We start from the raw sequence: 17,421 nt of genomic DNA, 5'->3' as shown, positions 1-17,421 counted from the left end.
CCACCGGAATGCCGGCCGAGTCTTCGTTGCCAGTGCCGGAAGTCGTAGCCGTCTCCGGCGCATTGTTGACCGACGCGACGGTGATGGTGCCAGTGGCGGGCGTGCTGTCTTCCAGGCCAGCATTATCCACCGAGGCGTACTGGAAGCTGGTGGAGCCGTTCCAGTTGGCATTGGGCACGAAAGTAATCGAGGCACCATTGCCAGTAGCCGGCACGCTGTCGCCGATGGCCAGCGCGACACCATTGAGCAGCAGCGTGCCATTGGCCGGCAGGGACTTGATGACGAAGTGGTCGACGCTGCCGTCGACATCGCTGCCGCTCAGGGCCACCGGAATGCCGGCCGAGTCTTCGTTGCCAGTGCCGGAAGTCGTAGCCGTCTCCGGCGCATCGTTGATCGAGGCGACGGTGATGGTGCCTGTGGCCGGAGAGCTGTCCTCCAGGCCTTGGTTATCCACCGAGGCGTACTGGAAGCTGGTAGTGCCATTCCAGTTGGCGTTCGGCACGAAAGTGATGGATGCACCATTGCCAGTGGCCGGGACGCTGTCGCCGATGGCCAGTGCCACGCCATTGAGCATGAGGGTGCCGTCAGTGGGCAGGGATTTGATCACGAAGTGATCGATCGCGCCGTCACTATCCGAGCCGCTCAGGTTGACGCTGATCAGGTTGTCTTCGTTGCCGGAACCCGAGGCTGCAGCAGTTTCCGGCGCGTCGTTGACCGAAGCGACCGTGATGGTGCCGGTGGCCGCGCTGCTGTCTTGCAGGCCCTGGTTATCCACCGAGGTGTATTCGAAGGTGGTGGAACCATTCCAGCTGGTGTTCGGCACGAAGGTGATGCTGGCGCCGTTACCAGTGGCCGGGATGCTGTCGCCGATGGCCAGTGCCACGCCATTCAGCAGCAGGGCGCCATTGGCCGGCAGGGATTTGATGACGAAGTGATCGACCGTGCCGTCGAGATCCGAGCCGCTAAGCGCTACCGGAATGATGGCTGCGTCTTCATTGCCGGAGCCCGACGCTGCTGCCGTTTCGGGGGCATCGTTGAGCGGAGCCACGTTGCCGAAGTTCAGCTCCGCGGTATCGGTGAGTTGGCCATCGCTGACCGTATAGATCGCGCTCGGCACCGGACCGGTGTAGTTCGGCGCCGGAGTGAAGGTGTAGGCACCATCGCTATTGATCACCAGCGAACCGACGCCATTGATCACGGCAGTCTGGCCGGCCTGGTAGGTGCTGGCGCCCACGGTGAATTGGGTAACGGTGAGGCTATCGCCATCGGCATCCGTGTCATTGGCCAGCACATTGCCGCTCGCCGGCGTGTCTTCGGTGACAGCGACCGGGCCGTCATTGGCGGCGGCGGGGGCATCGTTGACCGGGGAAACATCAGCAAAGCTCAGCTCGCCGGAATCGGTAAGGCTGCCATCGCTGACGGTGTAGGTGGCAGTCGGTACGGCACCGGTGTAGTTCGGCGCCGGAGTGAAGGTGTAGGCGCCATCGCCATTGATCACCAGCGAGCCAACGCCATTGATCACGGCAGTCTGACCAGCCTGGTAGGTGCTGCCGCCCACTGTGAATTGGGTGACGGTCAGGCCATCGCCATCGGCATCGCTGTCGTTGCTCAGCACATTGCCGCTCGCCGGAGTGTCTTCGGTGACGGAAACAGGGCCGTCGTTGGCAGCGGCGGGGGCATGGTTCACCGGGTTCACCCCGATGCTGACGGTGATGGTGTCAGTGCCGCCTTTGCCGTCATCGACTATGGCGGTGAAGCTGTCGCTGCCGTTGAAGTTGCTATTCGGGGTGTAGGTGTAGGAGCCGTCCGGGTTGATCACCAGGGTGCCATTGCGCGGTCCGCTGTCCAGGCTGTAGGTGAGGGTGTCGCCATCCGGGTCGTTCGCACTCAGCTGGCCCTGCACCGGCGTGTCTTCGTCGGTGGTTATGCTGGCGCCCTGGCCTTGCGGGGAGCTGTTCGGACCATCCGGCACCGGAACGGTTTCGCTCGGCAGGGAGTCCTGAGGCTGGGCGGCGTCAAGCGGCAGCGCCTCTTCCTCGTCCAGCGCTTCGGTGGTCAGTGGTGCGGCGTCGGTGGCAAAGCCGATGGTGGGGTCGACGTTCGCGGCGGTGGCATCCAGCATGACGAAGCTGTGGCCGCCGCCCGCGCCACCGCCGCCAGACGCGCCACCGGCACCCGGGCCGGCCGCGGTGGCTTCGAGTTCCTTAGTCGGGTCGACGCCAGCCTCGATCGCCTTCTGCAGCTGCGCTACTCCGTCGGCGGGAGTCTGGGTTGCCGGCTGGGCGGGCGGGGCATCTGCAGCGGCAACGGCGTCGGTGTCACTCCATTGGCTGTCGCGACCCAGGTCGACGGTGCGGCCGTCGGTCAGTTCCAGGGTCGCCATGCCTTCATTGCCGGTCAGCAACTGGTCGCCCTTGAAGAGGCGATCGCCTTCCACGATCAAGCGTTGAAACCCCTCCGGCGACATGGCGTAGACCTGGCCAACAATGCTTTTGACGATCGCAATAACACTGCTCATGGGGCGACTCTCCTGGAGTGACTTTCAGTTGGCTTGCCGTCGCTGGCGTCGTTGTTGTCGACGGCCAAGCGCAGGACTGACATTCCCTTCTATTATTTAAGTACGTGGCACAAAGATGGCGCCAAAATGTTGGCTTATTACGTTTGGCTATTGCGGTTATGCCAAAGTATTGACCAATTGACTCTCATCCTAAACAATCAATCCAATGCTGTCACTTTGATATTTGCTTCCTCGTTTCAGGTCCTTCGGTGTGACCTGGTTCACGAAGTATGAAGGTGAACGAGAAGCGCTTTCGGCAGGTTTCCGGCGAGGTTTCCGGGCCTTCAATTCAATGAAAAGGATGCCAAGAACATGCGTTTGCGTTTCTCATCGGTTCTTCCGTTCGCCCTGGTCGCAAGCCTTCCAGCCCAAGCCCAGACCCTCCCCGAGGCCATGCAACGGGCCATGGACGTCCACCCGGAAGTCCAGGCCGGGGTTAACAGCCGCCTGTCGGCCGACAAACAGTTGCAGGCTGCCAAGGGCGGCTATCTCCCCTCCGTGGACCTATTGGGCGGATACGGCCGTGAAGGCACCGACAACACCACGACTCGCGCTACAGGCGATGACCACTGGGAGACCCTGAACCGCGGCGAGTCCAGACTGCGCCTGCAGCAGATGGTGTTCGACGGTTTCGCGACCAAGAACGAGGTTGGCCGCCAACAGGCCACCGTGAATTCCCGTGCCTATGCCTTGCTCGGCACTTCCGAGCGCACCGCGCTGGATGTGGCCCAGGTCTATATCGACGTGCTGCGCCGCGAGGAGATGGTGCGCCTGGCCCAGGAGAACCTGCGCAGCCACGAGCGCATCTTCGACCAGATCAGCCTGCGCAGTGAGCGTGGGGTAGGGCGCCTGGCGGACCAGGACCAGGCCGAAGCGCGCCTGGCCCAGGCCCGCAACAATCTGATCACCGAGCAGACCAACCTCAGCGACGCCCGCACCAACTACTACAGCGTGGTGGGCATGGACCCGGCCGACCTCAGCGAACCGACGGGCTTGCCGGGACAGCTTCCGGACTCTCTCGAGGCGGCCCGGCAGGCGCTCCAGGCCAATAGCCCGATCCTGCGTTCCGCGGAATCCGACGTCGCCGCGGCAGAAAAGCAGTACGAGGCGGCCAAGTCGTTCTTCTATCCCCGCTTCGACGCCGAACTGTCCCGTGGAGCGGACAATGACCTGGACGGCGAGAACGGCCATTCCAACGACTGGCAGGCAATGTTGCGCATGCGTTACAACTTGTTCGCCGGGGGCAGCAACAAGGCTGACCTGGAGTCCAAGGCCTACCAGATCAACGAGGCGCTGGATATCCGCAACAACGCCATGCGGGTCCTGAACGAAGACCTGGGACTGTCCTGGAACGCGCTGAACAACGCCCGCGAGCAGGTGCCGATCGCCCAGCAGTACGTCGATTACAGCACCCGCGTGCGCGAGTCCTACCAGAAGCAATTCAGCATCGGCGAGCGCACCCTGCTCGACCTGCTGGACAGCGAGAACGAGCTCTTCACCGCTTCCCGTCGCCTGGTCGATTTGCGCTACACCGAGCTGTTTACTCAGTACCGGATCAAAGCAACCCTAGGCGAGTTGCTGAAGAGCCAGGGAGTGGTGGCACCGATGGCAACGGTCGTACAGACCGAACTGAAGCCGCAGGCAACCCTTCCCGGCATGAACTAGGAACCTGACTCGGATCTGCACGGCAGAGGTGGGATTGTTCCCGTCCCACCTGCGCTGGCGAGGTCCGGCCTAGGTACTGTCTCCCGAATAACCCAGAGCAGAGTATCCAGGCGTGGACCCAGAAGTCAGTCGCGTACAAGTCAACGTCGATCCCCGCGGGCAGCATGACGACCCCTTGCTGGACTCGCTGCTGTCCCTCTGCGAGCTGCACCGCAAACCCGCCAACCGGGCCATGCTCACCAGTGGCCTGCCGCTGCCCAGGCAACGCCTGACCGTCGAGCTGCTCCCCCGCGCGGCGGCTCGGGCCGGCTTGCAAGGGCGCCTGTTGCAGCGGCGCCTGGAGCAGATTCCGAAGATCGCCATGCCGGCGCTGCTGCTGCTGAAGGAAGGCCGCTGCGCGGTGATCCTCGGCTGGGACGCCGACGGTGGTGCGCGCCTGCTGCTCAGCGAAAGCGATGGCGGCGAAGTGAAGGTCGCCCGCGAGCTGCTGGAGGAGGACTACAGTGGCCAGGTGTTCTTCGCCCAGCCCCAGCACAAGTACGACCTCAACCAGGGCAGCCTGATCCCGCGCACCCAATCCTGGTTCCGCGACACCCTCAAGCGCTCCCGCTGGCTCTACATGGATGCGGTCGCCGCCAGCCTGCTGATCAACCTGATCGGCCTAGGTGCGCCGCTCTTCGTGATGAACGTCTACGACCGCGTGGTGCCCAACCAGGCCGTCGCCACCCTCTGGGTGCTGGCCATCGGCATTTCCGGCGCCTACCTCTTCGACCTGTTGCTCAAGACCATGCGCGGCCTGTGCCTCGACCTGGCCGGCAAGAAGACCGACCTGATCATCTCCGCCACCCTGTTCGAGCGGATCGTCGGCATGGCGATGAAGTACCGCCCGATGCGGGTCGGCAGCTTTGCCCAGAACATCCATGAGTTCCAGACGCTGCGGGACTTCCTCGCCTCGCTGACCCTGACCAGCGTCATAGACCTGCCCTTCACTCTGCTGATCCTCCTGGTGATCGGCCTGCTCGGCGGCCACCTGGTCTGGGTGCCGCTGCTTGCCTTCCCCCTGGCCATGGGCATCAGCTGGCTGTTGCAGAAGCCGCTGGTGGAGACCATGGACCGCACCATGGCGCTGGCCGCCGAACGCCAGTCGAGCCTGATCGAAACCCTCTCCGGCCTCGATGCGGTGAAGGTCAACAACGCCGAGAGCGACCGCCAATACCTCTGGGAGCAGACCATCGGCACCCTGGGCCGCCTCGAACTGCGGGTGAGGATGCTTTCCAGCCTGGCGATGAACATTACCCTGATGATCCAGCAACTGGCCGGCGTGGTGATGATCGTGGCCGGCGTCTACCTGATCATGGCCGGAGATCTCAGCATGGGCGGCCTGATCGCCTGCTACATGCTCAACGGTCGCGCCCTCGGCCCGCTGACCCAACTGTCCGGCCTGTTCACCCGCTACCAGCAGGCGCGCCTGACCATGCACTCGGTGGACCAGATGATGGATCTGCCGCAAGAGCGCCAGGAGGGCGAGCAGCCCCTGGTCCGTTCCAAGCTGCAGGGCAGCCTCGAGCTGCGCCAGGTCAACTTCACCTATCCGCATCAGCAGACCCCCGCCCTGAGCGAAGTCAACCTGATCATCCGTCCGGGGGAGAAGATCGGCATCATTGGCCGCAGCGGCTCGGGCAAGAGTTCCCTGGCCAGGCTGATCGTCGGGCTCTACCAGGCCGACTCGGGCAGCCTGCTGGTGGACGGCACCGACATCCGCCAACTGGACGTCAGCGAGCTGCGCCACAACATCGGTTATGTGCCCCAGGACATCCAGTTGTTCAGCGGCACCCTGCGCGACAACCTGGTGTCCGGCGCCCGCTACGTTGAGGACGAACTGGTGCTGCAGGCGGCGGAACTCTCCGGCGTGCACGAGTTTGCCCGTCTGCATCCGCAGGGTTATGAATTGCAGGTCGGCGAGCGCGGCCAGAACCTTTCCGGCGGTCAGCGGCAGAACGTTGCCCTGGCCCGCGCGTTGCTGCTGGACCCGCCCATCCTGCTGCTCGACGAGCCCACCAGCTCCATGGACAACCCCGGCGAAGAGCGCCTGAAGGAGCGCCTGACCGCCATGATCGCCAACAAGACCCTGCTGCTGGTCACTCACCGTGCCTCCATGCTCTCGCTGGTGGATCGGCTGCTGATCATCGACCGTGGCCGGGTCATCGCCGACGGTCCGAAAGACGCGGTAATGGAAGCGCTGAAGAAGGGGCAGATCAGTGTCGCATAAGGGTTTCGGCGTGCTTCGCCAGTATTTCAAGGGCAGCGAATCCCTGTCGGACCAGCCCCTGCCCGAAGTCAACAAGGCGTTGGTGGAGGACGCGCCGCGCGTGGTGCGCCTGACCATCTGGACGCTCATCGGCTTTACCCTGTTCATGCTGGTCTGGGCGCACCTCGCTCAGGTGGACGAGGTCACCCGTGGCGATGGCAAGGCCATTCCCTCATCCAAGTTGCAGAAGGTGCAGAACCTCGAGGGCGGCATCGTCTCGGAACTGTTCGTCCGCGAGGGGCAGGTGGTGGAAATAGGCGACCCTCTGCTGCGCCTGGACCCGACCCGTTTCCAATCCAACGTCGGTGAGACCGAGGCCGACCGCACCGCCATGCTGCTGCGCGTCGAGCGCCTGAGCGCCGAGGTCGAGGACCGCGCCCTGCATATCTCGGAAGAGGTGCGCACGCTCGTGCCCGAGCAGGCGGCCAGCGAGGAAGCCCTCTACCGCAGCCGCCAGCAGCAGCTGCAGGACGAGGTGGCCGGCCTCGAAGAACAACTGGTGCAACGGCAGCAGGAGCTGCGCGAGTTCGTCTCCAAGCAGGGCCAGTACCGCAACAGCCTGCAGCTGCTGCGCCAGGAGATCGCCATCTCCGAGCCGCTGGTGGCCCAGGGCGCCATTTCCAAGGTGGAGGTCCTGCGCCTGCGCCGTGCCGAGGTGGAGAACCGTGGCGAACTGGACGCCACTGGCCTTGCCATTCCCCGAGCTGAGTCGGCGATCAAGGAAGTGGAACGCAAGATCGCCGAGACCCGCTCGCGCTTCCGCAGCGAGGCGCTGACCCAGCTGAACGAGGCGCGTACCGACCTGAACAAGGCCAATGCCACCGGCAGGGCGCTGGAGGACAGGGTCAAGCGCACCCTGGTCACTTCGCCCGTGCGCGGCATCGTCAAGCAACTGCTGGTCAACACCATTGGCGGGGTGATCCAGCCGGGCAGCGACCTGGTGGAGATAGTGCCGCTGGACGACACCTTGCTGGTGGAAGCGCGGATCAGGCCCCAGGACATCGCCTTCCTGCATCCTGGGCAGCACGCCATGGTCAAGTTCACCGCCTACGACTACACCATCTACGGCGGGCTGGCGGGAGAGCTGGAGCAGATCGGGGCCGACACCATCACCGACGACGAAGGCAACAGCTTCTACCTGATCAAGCTGCGTACCCAGAAGAGCCACCTGGGGACCGACGAGAATCCGCTGTTGATCATTCCCGGGATGGTCGCCTCGGTCGACATCATGACCGGCAAGAAGAGCATCCTCAGCTACCTGCTGAAACCCATCATCCGCGCCAAGGCCGAGGCGCTTCGGGAGCGGTGATCGTGCGCATGTTGTGGGGGCGAATTCATTCGCGAATCAGGCCATAGGCCTGACCTGTCGCACCCAGTGGTGTTGGGGCCGCTGCGCAGCCCTAAGCGAATGAATTCGCCCCCACAGGAAAAGCAGGCTCCTGCAGGGGTACTCAGGCCGTAGCCCGGATGAAATCCGGGGATTGCGCGGCTGATCGTGCATTGTGCGGGGGACTCAGCGTCACTCCGCAAACAGCTTCTGCACCACCGAGAAATCCTTCTTGCCCTTACCCTGCTTGAGCAGCAGGCGATAGAGCTGCAGCGCCAGGGCGCCCATGGGGGTGCTGCTGAGGCTGTTCTGCGCGGTTTCCTGGGCGAGCCCCAGGTCCTTGGCCATCAGCTCGGCCATGAACCCTCCCTCGTATTCCTTGCTCGCCGGCGCATTGGGCATCACCCCGGGCCAGGGGTTGTAGCGCTCCAGCACCCAGTTGCCGCCCGAGCTCTGGCGCATGATCTCGGCGAGGATGGCCGGGTCCAGGCCGTTGGCCACGCCGAGGGCCATGGACTCGGCGGTGCCGATCATCTGCACCGCGAGCAGTTGGTTGTTGCACACCTTGGCCACCTGGCCGGCGCCATCGGGGCCGGCGTGGAAGATGTTCTTGCCCATGGCCTCGAATATCGGCCGCGCCGTCTCCAGCGCCGCCGCCTCGCCGCCGACCATGAAGGTCAGGGTGCCGGCCGCGGCGCCGGCGGTGCCGCCAGACACCGGGGCGTCCAGCAGCTCGATACCGCGTGCCTTGGCCGCCGCGTGCACCTTGCGCGCGGACTCGGGGGCGATGGTGGAACACTCCAGCACCAGGCTGCCGGGAGCGATGGACTGCAGCAGACCGCCTTCGCCCAGCAGCAAGCCTTCCACATGCTTGCTGGCGGGCAGCATGGTGATCACCACCTGCGCACCGCTGACGGCCTCCCGTGCATCCCGCGCCGGCCTGGCGCCTTCGGCGGCCAGCTCGTCGACGGCCGCCTGCACCAGATCGTAGATCGCGAGCGTGTGGCCCGCCTTGAGCAGGTTGCGGGCCATGGGCAGGCCCATATGGCCGAGTCCGATAAAGGCGATCTTGCTCATCGTGCTTCTCCTTGGCCGGGGCCGCGCGGCTGCCGGCTGGTTGTCAGAGATCGTCCAGCGGGTGCCGGCCTTCCCACACCGGCTCGAAATGGGCGTCGATCACCGCCCGCGGAATCGCCGCCACATCCGGCCAGTGCCAGCGCGGTGCGTTGTCCTTGTCGATCAGCCGGGCACGCACGCCTTCGGGGAATTCCGGATGGCGGCAGCAATTCAGGCTCATGCCGTATTCCATGCGGAAGACTTCGGCCAGCGACAGGTGCTTCGCCCGGCGGATCTGCTCCCAGACCAGGTGGGCGGTGAGCGGGCAGCCGGCGGCCAGGGTCTTGGCGGCGCGAGCCAGGGGCACATCGCTGTCGTGCTGCAAGGCGGTGATGGCATTCCAGGCGGCAGGCAGGTCGGCCACGTCCAGCAGTTCGTCGATGCGCTTGCGCCGCGGCAACCACTGGGCTTCCGGCAACTGGCCGCGGGCTTCGTGCTCCAGCGCCTTGAGCAGGCTGTTGAGCTGGGTCCGCGACTTGTCCTGCCAGTTGAGCTGCACCAGGCCATTGATCAGGGCGTCCTGCTGGTCTTCCAGGAGGAAGCGGTCGGCCAGGTTCAGGTCCAGGGCGTCATGGGCGTTGATGGCGCTGGCGCCCAGGCCGAGGAAGAGGCCGAGCTTGCCCGGCAGGCGGGCGAGGAACCAGCTGCCGCCGACATCGGGGTAGAGGCCGATGTTGATTTCCGGCATGCCGAGGCGGCTGGAGGGCGTGACGATGCGGATCGCAGCGCCCTGCATCAGGCCCATGCCGCCGCCCAATACATGGCCGTGGGCCCAGCAGATCAGTGGCTTGGGATAGGTGTGGATGCGGTGGTCGAGGCGGTATTCGTCGGCGAAGAAGCGGCCCGCCAGCGGCGGCACCACGCCCGGGTGCTCGCGGCAGGCGTCCACCAGGCGGCGCACGTCGCCACCGGCGCAGAAGGCCTTGGGCCCGTTGCCGCGCAGCAGCACGCAGACGATCTCCGGGTCCTTGGCCCAGGCGCGCAATTTCGCATCCAGGGCTTCGATCATCGGCAGGGACAGGGCATTCAGGCTCGCTTCGGCATCCAGGCTGGCGATGCCGATGCGGGCGCCATGCAGGCCGTTGCGTTCTTCGAAACTCACATTCATGGTCGTTCTCGTCGGGCTCTCGATCATTTGTTGCGCCAGTGCGGGTCGCGTTTTTCCAGGAAGGCGTTGACGCCCTCGCGGGTGTCGTCAGCGTCGAACAGGTCGACGAAGCGCTCACGCTCTTCCGGCAACCAGCCGTTCGGTCCGCGCTCCCGGGCGCCCTGGATCAGTGGCTTGATGGTGCGCACTGCCACCGGGCTCTGCCGTGCCACCTTGGCCGCCAGCAGCAGGGCAGTGCCGCGGGCCTCGCCGCTGTCCACCACCTGCTCCACCAGGCCGATGCGCAGGGCGGTTTCGGCGTCCACCCGTTCGCCACAGAGAATCATGCGCTTGGCCCAGCCTTCGCCCACCATCCAGGGCAGGGCCTGGGTGCCGCCGGCGCAGGGCAGCAGGCCCACGGTGGCTTCGGGCAGGGCCATCAGGGCCTGGCGCTCGGCGATACGGATGTCGCAGGCCAGGGCGCATTCCAGGCCACCGCCCATGGCGTAGCCGTTGATCGCGGCGATCGACACGCCACGGAAGTCCCGCAATGCCTCGAAGGCTTCGCCGAAGCGCCGCGCCATCTCGCGGGCGCGGGCTTTGTCGCCATCGGCGAACAGGTTGAGATCGGCGCCGGCGCTGAAGAACTTCGGCCCCTGGCCGGTCACCACCAGGGCGTAGATCTCGTCGTCGTGGTTGAGATGCTCGATCAGCTGCTTGAGGCCGATCAGCGACTCGCGGTCCCAGGTGTTGGCCGGTGGGTGGTTGATGGTGATCAGCGCGGTATGCCCGTGCTTTTCCACCGTGAGTTTGTGGGTCAGGTCGAAGATCCCGGGCTGGTAGGGTTCAACGGCAGTGGTCATGTGCATCTCCTTACAGCAGGCGGTCGAGCGTGCCGCCCTGTTCCAGTAAACGACGCGCCACGATGACGCGCATGATTTCATTGGTGCCTTCAAGAATCTGGTGCACCCGGGTATCCCGCACCCAGCGCTCCAGAGGATAGTCGTTCAGATAGCCGTAGCCGCCGTGCAGCTGCAATGCCTCGTTGCACAGTTCGAAGCACTGGTCGGTGGCGAAGCGCTTGGCCATGGCGCAATAGAGGCTGGCTTCGGCATGGCGCTGGTCCAGGCGATGGGCGGCCAGGCGCACCATCTGCCGGCTGGCGGTGAGGGCGGTGAGCATGTCGGCGAGCTTGAACTGCAGGGCCTGGAACTCGGCCAGGGGCTTGCCGAACTGCTTGCGCTCCTCCACATAGCGCAGGCTCTGCTCCAGGGCCGCCTGGGCGGCGCCGAGGGAGCAACTGGCGATGTTCAGGCGGCCGCCGTCCAGTCCCTTCATCGCGTAGACGAAACCCTGGCCTTCGGGGCCGATGCGGTTGCCGACGGGGATGCGCACGCTCTCGAAGGTGATGGTGCGCGTGGGCTGGGCGCGCCAGCCCATCTTGTCCTCGTTGCGCCCGTAGCGGACGCCCTCGGCATCGGCCGGCACCAGGAAGCAGGAAATACCCTTGGCGCCGTCCGCTCCCGTGCGCGCCATGACGATCAGCACCTCGGTGCTGCCTGCGCCGGAAATGAAGCACTTGCTGCCGTCCAGCACGTAATCCTCGCCATCGCGGCGGGCGCGGGTGCGCAGGTGGGCGGCGTCGGAGCCGGCGTCCGGTTCGGTCAGGCAGTAGGAGGCGAGCCGTTCGCCGTTCAGCAAGCCGGGCAGCCAGCGTGCCTTGAGCTCGGCATCGCCGAAGGAGGCGAGCATCCAGGCGGCCATGTTGTGGATGGTCAGGTAGGCGGTGGTGGCCACGCAGCCGGCCGCCAGTTGTTCGAAGATCAGCGCGGCGCTGAGTCGGGACAACCCCAGCCCGCCGTCTTCCTCGGCTATGTAGAGGCCCAGGTAGCCCTGCTCGGCGGCACGGCGGATCACTTCCAGCGGGAAGTGGTGGCCGCGGTCCCATTCCGCTGCATGGGGCGCCAGCTCATGGCTGGCGAAGGCGCGGGCGCTGTCCACCAGCAGGCGTTGTTCTTCGGTGAGGTCGAAATCCATCTATCTGCCTCGGCTGCTCAAGGGCGGGGCTCGGCCCGTATTCGGAACTGCAGGAGCGATTTGCATCCTGTCCCTATTTCAAGTGGATGGTCATGTTGGGGCCGGTGACCGGCGTGTCGTCGAACCAGCGCGTGGTGACCGTCTTGGTCTCGGTATAGAAGCGTACCGCCTGCTTGCCGTAGGCGTGCAGGTCGCCATAGAAGGAACCCTTCCAGCCGGTGAAGGAGAAGAAGGGCAGGGGCACCGGGATGGGCACGTTGATCCCCACCTGGCCGACTTCCACCGCGTGCTGGAAGTGCCGTGCGGCGCCGCCGGAGCGCGTGAACAGGCTGGTGCCGTTGCCGTAGGGGTTGGCGTTGACGAGGGCGATGGCGTCTTCCAGGCTGTCCACCTCCATGCATACCAGGACCGGGCCGAAGATTTCCTCGCGGTAGAGGCCCATCTTCGCGGTCACGCCGCGGAACAGGGTCGGGCCCAGCCAGTTGCCGTTCGGGTAGCCGGGCACCTGGCACTGGGAACCGTCCAGCAGGCATTCGGCGCCTTCCGCCTTGCCCTCGGCGATCAGCCGCAGCACTCGTTGCCGGGCCTGCTGGCTGATCAGCGGGCCAAAGGCCGAGTGGGCGTCCTTCCAGTGGCCGGGGCGCAGTTCGGCCATCTGTGCGGCGAGTTCGGGAATCCACTGGCGCGCCTCGCCGACGAAGATGGCGACGCTGATGGCCATGCAACGCTGGCCGGCGGCGCCGCAGCTGGCGCCCACCAGGTTGCTCAGCACCTGGTCCTTATGGGCGTCGGGCAGAACCACCATGTGGTTCTTGGCCCCGGCGAAGGCCTGCACCCGCTTCAGGTGGGCGGTGCCAGTGCGGTAGATGTGCTGGCCCACCGCCACCGAGCCGACGAAGGAGATGGCGCGCACGTCCGGATGGGTGAGCAGGGCGTCCACCTGTTCGCGGCCGCCATGGATCACCTGCAGCACGCCCTTGGGTGCGCCGGCCTCGATGAAGAGTTCGGCGAGGCGGTTGGATGTCAGCGGGTCCTGCTCGGAAGGCTTGAGGACGAAGGTGTTGCCGCAGGCGATGGCCAGCGGAAACATCCACAGCGGAATCATCGCCGGGAAGTTGAAGGGGGTGATGCCGACGCACACGCCCAGCGGCTGGACCCAGCTGGCGGTGTCGATCTCGCGGGCGACGTTTTCCATGGTCTCGCCCATCATCAGGCTCGCCACGTTGGCCGCGTGCTCGACCACCTCGATGCCACGCCAGACGTCGCCCTTGGCATCGGCCAGGGTCTTGCCGGTGTCGCTGGCGAGCAGTTCGCCCAGCTCGTCGTGGTGCTCCTTGAGCAGCTGCTGGTAGCGCAGCATCAGCCGGGCGCGTTCCGGCACCGGTACTTCACGCCAGCTCTGGAAGGCGTCCTTGGCGCTGGCAACGGCGGCCTCGATTTCTTCGGCGGTGGCCTTGGGCGCCAGGGCCAGGACTTCCTGAGTCGCCGGGTCGGTGATCTCGATCAGCTCACGGGCGCGGCTTTCGCGCCACTCGCCGTCGATCAGTTGCGGAATTGTCCGAGCCATCTGGTCCTCCACCCGTAAGACGGGACCTGGTTGTTTCTTGCTCTTATAGCGGCCGCCGATCCAGATGTGGATTGACGATCTTGGTTGTGGGATGGACGATCTTGGTATTGCAGGCCACTACAAGAACACCCATGAGCCGCTCTGTGGATACCTCCAACTGGCCCCTGCCGACCAATGGCGTGCGCTTCACCACGCCACCGCGGCTGCGCCGCCTGCTGGCCCGCCATCCGCTGACTTCAGCCTGTTATCCCCTGGCCCTGGGCTACTACCCGGAGGCCTCGGGCCACCGCATGCAGCGCCAGGTGCCGGAGGACAACCTGCTGATCTACTGCCGTTCCGGGCAGGGCTGGCTGGAGGGCGAGGATGGACGATTCGAGGTGGGTGGTGGCGATCTTCTACTATTGCCTAAGGGCCGCCTGCATGCCTACGGCGCCGATGCGCAGCGGCCCTGGAGCATCTACTGGGTGCACTTCGAGGGCGAGTTGGTGGCGGAATACCTGCGTCCCCTCGGTCAGTCGGCACTGCGCCGTATCGGCGTGCAGCCACGCCTCCTGGCGGACTTCGATGCCCTGCTGGCGTTGCGCAAGCAGGGGCTGAACCTGCCGCACTTCATCCATGCCGCTCATCAGTTGCAGACCCTGCTCACCTCCCTGGCCGTGCTGCCGGTGCGCGGTTACCTCAAATCCGGCCGGGTGCTGGACGTGGACGCCGTGCAGGCGGTGATGCGGGCGCACCTGCACGACAGCCTCAACCTCGACCAGTTGGCGGCGCAGTTCAAGTTGTCGCGCTTCCACTTCGCCAAGACCTACCGCGCCCTGACCGGCCATGCGCCGATCCAGGACTTCATCCAGCTGAAGATGGCCCACGCCTGCCGGCTACTGGACGAAGGGGACCAGGGCGTGCGGCAGATCGCCGAGCAACTGGGGTACGAGGATGTCTATTACTTTTCGCGCCTGTTCAGGAAGGTGGTGGGCATGGCGCCCAGTCACTACAGGGCGTTGCACCAGGGTTGACGTGTGGAAGCGAATTCCGGCCCGGTAGGGTGCGCCGCGCGCACCGGCTGTCGGGCGTGGCGCATAGGCTGAGTCAGGGCAAGCGGTGCGCATGGCGCACCCTACGGGCGAGCAGGTGCAGGACTACTGCCTCGACCCTGTCGTTCAATCCGCCTCCAGCGGCCTGCCGCCCAACAACTTCAACCAGAGCGCCACGACTTCCGCCAGCTCCGCCCGCAGTACCTGCGGCGTCGGCAGTTCCAGCCGCTGATAGGCCGGCAGCCTGGCCAGGCGGTTGTCGTCACGGGGTTCTTCCAGCAACTGGCCGGCGACCTGCACCACATCCGCCAGGTCGGCCGGTCCCTTGTGCTGGCGGCACCAGTCGCGGCGCAGACGGGCGCAGTCCACCAGGGCTGAGGGCAGCTTCCAGGCGCTCAGCAGCAATACGCCCAGCTCGGCAGAGAGTTGTTCGCAGAGGCGCTGCACATCGCATTCCAGGCGCGAGACCTGCGGCCAGCGGTGCAGCTCCTGCAGCAGCGGCAGGCTGCCGACGTCCTGCACCAGACCGGCCAGCAGGGCGTCCTCCTCCTTCAGGTGGGGCAGATGCTGGGCCAGGCCGGCGCTGAACGCCGCGCGCCGCAGGCTGAGGCTCCAGCGCTTGTTGAAGACCTTCTGCAGGCTCGGTTCCTGCCCGTCGAACAGCTGGCGCAGCTCGAAGGCCAGCACCAGATTGGCCAGTCGCTTGCCGTCGAGCTGTTGCACCACTTCCGCGAGCACTGTGCTCGGCCGGATATGGCCGAGCAGGGGCAGGGCGGCGAACTGCATCAGGCGTTCGACCAAGTCCGGGGATTGTTCCAGCAAGGCGCTGACCTTTTCGACCGAGGGCCGTTCGGCGGCCAGCAGCCGGCGCAGCTGCAGCGAACTGTCCGGCATCGGCGGCAGCGCGCTGGCGTCCTTGAGAAAACGCTCGTAGAGCGCGAGTTTCACGGCGTCGTGGCGATTTTCCATGCAGGCTTGCTCCTGTCGTCCTTGATTGACAAGGGTAGTGGGCATTTCTTAGGGTGCCCGACCATCGGACGGGAAGCGCCCCGGCACCTGCAACGGAACAGAATGAGCAATGACTGAAAGCGATGATCGGATAAGGCTCGATGCGAGCTGGAAAGAAGCCCTGCGCGACGAGTTCGAGAAGCCCTACATGAAGTCCCTGGGGGACTTCCTGCGCCAGGAGAAGGCCGCCGGCAAGGTGATATTCCCGCCGGGGCCGTTGATCTTCAACGCCCTCAACTCCACGCCGCTGGAGCAGGTGAAGGTGGTGATCATCGGCCAGGACCCCTACCACGGGCCGGGCCAGGCCCACGGCCTGTGCTTCTCGGTGCAGCCCGGGGTACCGGCGCCGCCGTCCTTGCAGAACATCTACAAGGAGCTCAAGCGCGACCTCAATATCGAGATCCCGTCCCACGGCTACCTGCAGTCCTGGGCGGAGCAGGGTGTATTGCTGCTCAACACCTCTCTCACCGTCGAGCAGGCCCGTGCCGGCTCCCATGCCGCTGCCGGTTGGCACCATTTCACCGACAAGGTGATCGAAGTCGTCAGCCAGCAGCGCCCACGTCTGGTGTTCCTGCTCTGGGGCTCCCATGCCCAGGGCAAGGAGCGGCTGATCGACCCCACCAAGCACCTGATCCTGAAGTCGGCGCACCCGTCGCCGCTCTCTGCCTACCGGGGCTTCCTCGGCAATGGTCATTTCAGCCGTTGCAACAAGTTCCTCGCCCAGCACGGGCTGGAGCCCATCAACTGGAGCCTGCCGGCGCTCTGAGAGGCTGAGGATTCAGCCCGGATAGCACTCCAGTCCCTTGAGGTCAGTGCTCAGTTCCCCGATACGCTCGCGCAATACGGTGCGCTGGCGTTCGTCGGCGCTGTTGAACAGATCGGCCAGCAAGCTCGCCAGGGCTTGCTCCACGGCTGGGTAGGCCTTGCGATAGGCCGGAGTCCAGGAGGCCTCGGGCTGCTGCAGCAGCAGCGTCAGGCGCCGCGAGAAGTCCTGTGTGTGGCGGCCATACAGCGTATTGCGCAGTTCCTTCTGCCAGTTCTCGCGGTTCGCCGCCCATAGCCGGTTGTAGTCGCCCTGGGCCTTGGCCCAGGTGTCGATGCGTGCCTGCTGGGTCGGCCGCAAAGGGCCGATCCAATCCTCGACCCGCTCCCGCATGCGCTGCGCCCGTGCCTGCACCTGGGCTTTCAGCGGCGGTGCGGCGTGCTCCGCGCGCAGTTCGGCGTTGTGTTCATCCATCGATACATAGAGCTCGCCCATCTGCGTCGGGGTCAGGCTTTTCGCCAGGCCCAGCACCGTGGGGGTGATTTGCACCGCTACCTCCTGCATGGCGTCGCGGATCTGCGTCATCTGCCCCAGCACGTCCGACGGCGTCAGCCTGGCTTGCCGACTCATCTGGTCGAACTGCTCCAGCCAGGCGACATAGCTCGGCAGCTGGGTGCTGCAGTGCCAGGCCAGGTGCTTCTGCAGGCGAGGCTCCAGCCAGTTTTTCTGCTGGTCGTCGAGGCTGACGAAGTTGCTGATCCACCAGGGAATGATCAGGTCGAGGTTGCGGTAGGCCAGGTCGAGGCGGCTGCAGGCGGTGAGCAGCAGGGCACAAGCGAACAGCAGCAGGAGGCCGAAGGGGGCGATGCGTCCGGACATGGGGAGGCCTTGGCGACGATCGGGATAGGGGAGAGCATAGGCCCGGTTGCGTTCCAGCAAGGGGCGATGCGTCGAT

At 65.5% G+C, this 17,421-nt stretch carries 13 protein-coding genes; 5 read left to right on the top strand and 8 right to left on the bottom strand.

The window, feature by feature from the left end:
• On the bottom strand, positions 1-2,518 hold a 2,518-nt coding region (locus tag E8F11_RS18170; protein WP_280290230.1), incomplete at its 3' end, for a retention module-containing protein.
• 351 nt (positions 2,519-2,869) lie between these two features.
• Here E8F11_RS18170 and E8F11_RS18165 point away from each other — a divergent pair.
• From E8F11_RS18165 to E8F11_RS18155, 3 genes are all read left to right on the top strand, one after another.
• Entirely contained in the window at positions 2,870-4,222 is a 1,353-nt protein-coding gene (locus E8F11_RS18165; RefSeq protein WP_280290229.1) for a TolC family outer membrane protein, read from the top strand.
• A gap of 112 nt (positions 4,223-4,334) precedes the next feature.
• Positions 4,335-6,491 carry a type I secretion system permease/ATPase gene (locus E8F11_RS18160; RefSeq protein ID WP_280290228.1) on the top strand — a complete coding sequence of 719 codons (2,157 nt, stop codon included), beginning with the start codon at positions 4,335-4,337 and terminating at the stop codon, positions 6,489-6,491.
• Positions 6,481-7,839: an HlyD family type I secretion periplasmic adaptor subunit gene (locus tag E8F11_RS18155; RefSeq protein ID WP_280290227.1), complete on the top strand. Its 1,359-nt coding sequence runs from the start codon at positions 6,481-6,483 to the stop codon at positions 7,837-7,839. The genes E8F11_RS18160 and E8F11_RS18155 overlap by 11 nt, the downstream gene beginning before the upstream one ends.
• A gap of 210 nt (positions 7,840-8,049) precedes the next feature.
• Here the strand turns inward: E8F11_RS18155 and mmsB are convergent, their stop codons facing one another.
• The 5 genes from mmsB to E8F11_RS18130 all read right to left on the bottom strand — a co-directional run bounded on the left by mmsB (position 8,050) and on the right by E8F11_RS18130 (position 13,664).
• Positions 8,050-8,934 carry a 3-hydroxyisobutyrate dehydrogenase gene (gene mmsB / locus E8F11_RS18150; RefSeq protein ID WP_280290226.1) on the bottom strand — a complete coding sequence of 295 codons (885 nt, stop codon included), beginning with the start codon at positions 8,932-8,934 and terminating at the stop codon, positions 8,050-8,052.
• A 43-nt stretch (positions 8,935-8,977) separates the two neighbouring features.
• Positions 8,978-10,081: an enoyl-CoA hydratase/isomerase family protein gene (locus E8F11_RS18145; RefSeq protein ID WP_280290225.1), complete on the bottom strand. Its 1,104-nt coding sequence runs from the start codon at positions 10,079-10,081 to the stop codon at positions 8,978-8,980.
• 23 nt (positions 10,082-10,104) lie between these two features.
• On the bottom strand, positions 10,105-10,923 hold the full coding sequence (locus tag E8F11_RS18140; RefSeq protein ID WP_280290224.1) for an enoyl-CoA hydratase: 819 nt from the start codon (positions 10,921-10,923) through the stop codon (positions 10,105-10,107).
• A 10-nt stretch (positions 10,924-10,933) separates the two neighbouring features.
• Positions 10,934-12,097 carry an isobutyryl-CoA dehydrogenase gene (locus E8F11_RS18135; protein ID WP_280290223.1) on the bottom strand — a complete coding sequence of 388 codons (1,164 nt, stop codon included), beginning with the start codon at positions 12,095-12,097 and terminating at the stop codon, positions 10,934-10,936.
• A 73-nt stretch (positions 12,098-12,170) separates the two neighbouring features.
• Positions 12,171-13,664, bottom strand: coding sequence for a CoA-acylating methylmalonate-semialdehyde dehydrogenase (locus E8F11_RS18130; RefSeq protein ID WP_280290222.1), 1,494 nt, complete (start codon positions 13,662-13,664; stop codon positions 12,171-12,173).
• A gap of 131 nt (positions 13,665-13,795) precedes the next feature.
• Between E8F11_RS18130 and E8F11_RS18125 the strand changes: the two genes are divergently transcribed.
• Positions 13,796-14,677: an AraC family transcriptional regulator gene (locus tag E8F11_RS18125; RefSeq protein WP_280290221.1), complete on the top strand. Its 882-nt coding sequence runs from the start codon at positions 13,796-13,798 to the stop codon at positions 14,675-14,677.
• A gap of 144 nt (positions 14,678-14,821) precedes the next feature.
• Here E8F11_RS18125 and E8F11_RS18120 read toward each other — a convergent pair whose 3' ends face one another.
• On the bottom strand, positions 14,822-15,664 hold the full coding sequence (locus E8F11_RS18120) for an HDOD domain-containing protein (RefSeq protein ID WP_280290220.1): 843 nt from the start codon (positions 15,662-15,664) through the stop codon (positions 14,822-14,824).
• Between the two features lie 109 nt (positions 15,665-15,773).
• On the opposite strand from E8F11_RS18120, the gene ung reads away from it, so the two are divergent.
• On the top strand, positions 15,774-16,469 hold the full coding sequence (gene ung, locus E8F11_RS18115) for a uracil-DNA glycosylase (protein WP_280290219.1): 696 nt from the start codon (positions 15,774-15,776) through the stop codon (positions 16,467-16,469).
• A gap of 12 nt (positions 16,470-16,481) precedes the next feature.
• Here ung and E8F11_RS18110 read toward each other — a convergent pair whose 3' ends face one another.
• Positions 16,482-17,345, bottom strand: coding sequence for a DUF6279 family lipoprotein (locus tag E8F11_RS18110; RefSeq protein ID WP_280290218.1), 864 nt, complete (start codon positions 17,343-17,345; stop codon positions 16,482-16,484).
• Between the last annotated feature and the right edge of the window lie 76 nt (positions 17,346-17,421).

Source organism: Pseudomonas sp. BN417 (genome assembly GCF_029871205.1).
Lineage (GTDB): Bacteria > Pseudomonadota > Gammaproteobacteria > Pseudomonadales > Pseudomonadaceae > Metapseudomonas.
This window is presented reverse-complemented; position numbering and strand designations above follow the sequence as displayed.

Bases quoted from the DNA above. Each gene is read 5' to 3' on its own strand.
- E8F11_RS18165 (WP_280290229.1), top strand. From the start codon at position 2,870: ATGCGTTTGCGTTTCTCATCGGTTCTTCCGTTCGCCCTGGTCGCAAGC.
- mmsB (WP_280290226.1), bottom strand. From the start codon at position 8,934: ATGAGCAAGATCGCCTTTATCGGACTCGGCCATATGGGCCTGCCCATG.
- E8F11_RS18145 (WP_280290225.1), bottom strand. From the start codon at position 10,081: ATGAATGTGAGTTTCGAAGAACGCAACGGCCTGCATGGCGCCCGCATC.
- E8F11_RS18140 (WP_280290224.1), bottom strand. From the start codon at position 10,923: ATGACCACTGCCGTTGAACCCTACCAGCCCGGGATCTTCGACCTGACC.
- E8F11_RS18135 (WP_280290223.1), bottom strand. From the start codon at position 12,097: ATGGATTTCGACCTCACCGAAGAACAACGCCTGCTGGTGGACAGCGCC.
- E8F11_RS18130 (WP_280290222.1), bottom strand. From the start codon at position 13,664: ATGGCTCGGACAATTCCGCAACTGATCGACGGCGAGTGGCGCGAAAGC.
- E8F11_RS18125 (WP_280290221.1), top strand. From the start codon at position 13,796: ATGAGCCGCTCTGTGGATACCTCCAACTGGCCCCTGCCGACCAATGGC.
- E8F11_RS18120 (WP_280290220.1), bottom strand. From the start codon at position 15,664: ATGGAAAATCGCCACGACGCCGTGAAACTCGCGCTCTACGAGCGTTTT.
- ung (WP_280290219.1), top strand. From the start codon at position 15,774: ATGACTGAAAGCGATGATCGGATAAGGCTCGATGCGAGCTGGAAAGAA.
- E8F11_RS18110 (WP_280290218.1), bottom strand. From the start codon at position 17,345: ATGTCCGGACGCATCGCCCCCTTCGGCCTCCTGCTGCTGTTCGCTTGT.